Raw genomic sequence first — 2,486 nt, forward strand, 5'->3', positions numbered from 1 at the left:
AGACTCATGGTGCTAATATTGAAGGATTACTTTCAACACAATTTGTAAATAAAGTTTTGAGTTTACTACAAAGTGGGGACTATACAATTGTGGAATAAGTCAAAGATAATATAATAAAATAAACATACTGAGAAAAAGTTATTGACTGCATAAAGTTAGATAAATAAATTAAGTAAAGGATTTAGTTTTGACTGAAAATTACTAATTCCTTTTAGTTTTGCCTTAATTCGTTTTCTGTTGTATTTGCTAGAGAGGAAGATTGTATAATTAATGAGTAGATTTAATAATCAAAGACTTAAACACTTAATACTTTATTTTATTGAGATATTTATCATCTCATCTTTTATTACTATGTTATTAGAGAAGAGTTCTCCGTCAAATAATTACTATGAAATAATAGAAAAATTTTTTCTTTCATATGGAGCATATCAGCTATTGATTTATACTTCATTATCAATTATTGATGATATATCTAAAGATAGTGCCCTAATGCTTTTAAGTTTATTGAAATATTGCTTGCTTTATAAGGAAACAGGGAGTGAGCAACTAAAAGTATTAATTAATGAAAAAATCGATAATCAGCTTTCATCTAAAGTTATGAATAGTTTTAATACAGAAGCATTGTTAATGAATCTAAAGGAAAATATAGATTGTATTGATAAAGTATATCTACAAGCTGAACTAATAGTGGTTGAACATGATTTAGAATTGTATCAATTACAATGGAGACTATCAATTTTATTAAGACTATTGAAATAAGTAAATTTGCTATAAAAAATACTCCACCAGAATTTATTTCTGGTGGAGTATTTGGTGGGAAACCAAATATAATTAATCGATTTTTAGTTTAAAATTTTCTTCCAGATCGGAAGAGAATTTTTTTTAAAAATGTTGTTAAATCAAGATTTATGAGTGTAGTAATAAAAAAATATATATTAAACTACTGAAAAATATTTGACATCATGATTACTATTTTCAATCTCTGTTGGTAAATTAGCTAGTCTTTTAGAAATAATTTCATGAATATCCATAATTTTATTTTTTTTGAAACTTTTGATATTTTGATAGAGAATTGTACGTCTTTCTTCTTCAGTATAGTTATTAAAAACTAAGCACTTTGGTTTAGAATTATTTTTAGACAATTGACACCCCAAACCATATGTTTTACAAAAGTCAGTAGCATCTAGCATTAGTTTCAAAATTCGTAGAGTTTGCCAAGTAATCATTTCTGATAAAAAGTAATTTTCCCTAAAGCCGCGTGAATGTTTGAAGCTGTGTTCAATTAGTCTTTTTTTGGTACGTGCTATGTTTGATGCTGAGACAAAATTTTGTTTCAGTTTTAGATAACAAAAAATTTCTTCATCAAGTGTCATTGGTTGAAAGCTATTCAAAGGGTCGTTGATTAATCTTGCAAAAAAAGTATTTGTAGCATTGTAGGGGTGTTTTTGTATAGTCCTAGCTTCTTCAAGTGCTTTTTGAGTCTTTTTAATAGATATATTTATTTGCTTAGTAAGATTTTCAATTCCTTTTTGAACCTTACCCTTAAAATAATTTATAATATCGGTTTCATCAATACTATTAATATTGGTAGAACTGAACAAATAGTTTATCTTTTGTTTATTTAATGTGATTTCGTATCTATAAACATCAATATCATGACATAGTTCTTCGGGAATTTGTTTATTTCTTTTAGCTTTTTTGATTTTATCGTAAAAGATATGTTTTTCATTTTTGTATTTCCCAGCTTTTAGAATTCCCTGATTTTCATCGTTTATGATAGTAATGTTAACATTATTTGATAAAAATCTTAAGAGTAAGGCGCGTGTTTGTATATGAATTTGACGATTTGTTGCGAATGTAAAAGCTAGTTCAAGTTCCCTGTATTCAATTGAGTCAGGATAGATAGTAATTCCTGCGTTACATTCAACAAAGTTAAGAAAATTGTGTAATTTCTCTTTGAACGAGGACAGTGAATTTGTTTCAAAATTAAGTCCTCCATGATTGATTTGAACATGACAAACCAAAGAATTATCGTACGGATTTAATTTAATTTCTAGCAAACCAAAAGTAGAATTGTTAATTCGAATATATTCATATCGTGAATCAATATATTTTATAACAGTGAGTTTTTTATTTTTTTTTGAGAAAATTTGTAACTTGGTTGCGTCGAACTCTATTTCTCCTTTTATGCTAACTTCAACTCTATCTAATCCTAAGAAAGCGGTCGTGTTGGAAAAACAATCATAGATATGTTGCTCATTATTAATGAGATCTTTTTCGTTATATTTTTTTATCATAAAAGAATATTTTCCTTTCTTTTAAGATATTATGTTGTTTTTTACACATGTTTCTTTCAATTTTGAAAAGCTTAAAGCGAGAGTGACGCGTTAACTTTTAAAGTTGGTCAGAAAAAATAGTCTAAAATAAAATAAAAAAAAAGCATAATAGAAAATAGAAGGAATTTTTCTTGATTTTGTGAACTACAA

The 2,486-nt window shown here is 26.5% G+C and carries 2 protein-coding genes; one reads left to right on the forward strand and one right to left on the reverse strand.

All coding sequences use genetic code 11. The annotated features are described in order from the left end of the window. The first annotated feature begins 270 nt into the window (after window positions 1–270). A complete protein-coding gene (locus AX662_RS07670) occupies window positions 271–759 on the forward strand; it encodes a hypothetical protein (protein ID WP_060972100.1) in 489 nt (162 codons plus the stop codon). 176 nt (window positions 760–935) lie between these two features. Here AX662_RS07670 and AX662_RS07675 read toward each other — a convergent pair whose 3' ends face one another. Next, window positions 936–2,297: a hypothetical protein gene (locus AX662_RS07675; RefSeq protein WP_060972101.1), complete on the reverse strand. Its 1,362-nt coding sequence runs from the start codon at window positions 2,295–2,297 to the stop codon at window positions 936–938. Window positions 2,298–2,486: the final 189 nt, after the last annotated feature.

Origin of the sequence: Streptococcus sp. CCH5-D3 (assembly GCF_001556435.1) — a bacterium.
Classification (GTDB): domain Bacteria; phylum Bacillota; class Bacilli; order Lactobacillales; family Streptococcaceae; genus Streptococcus.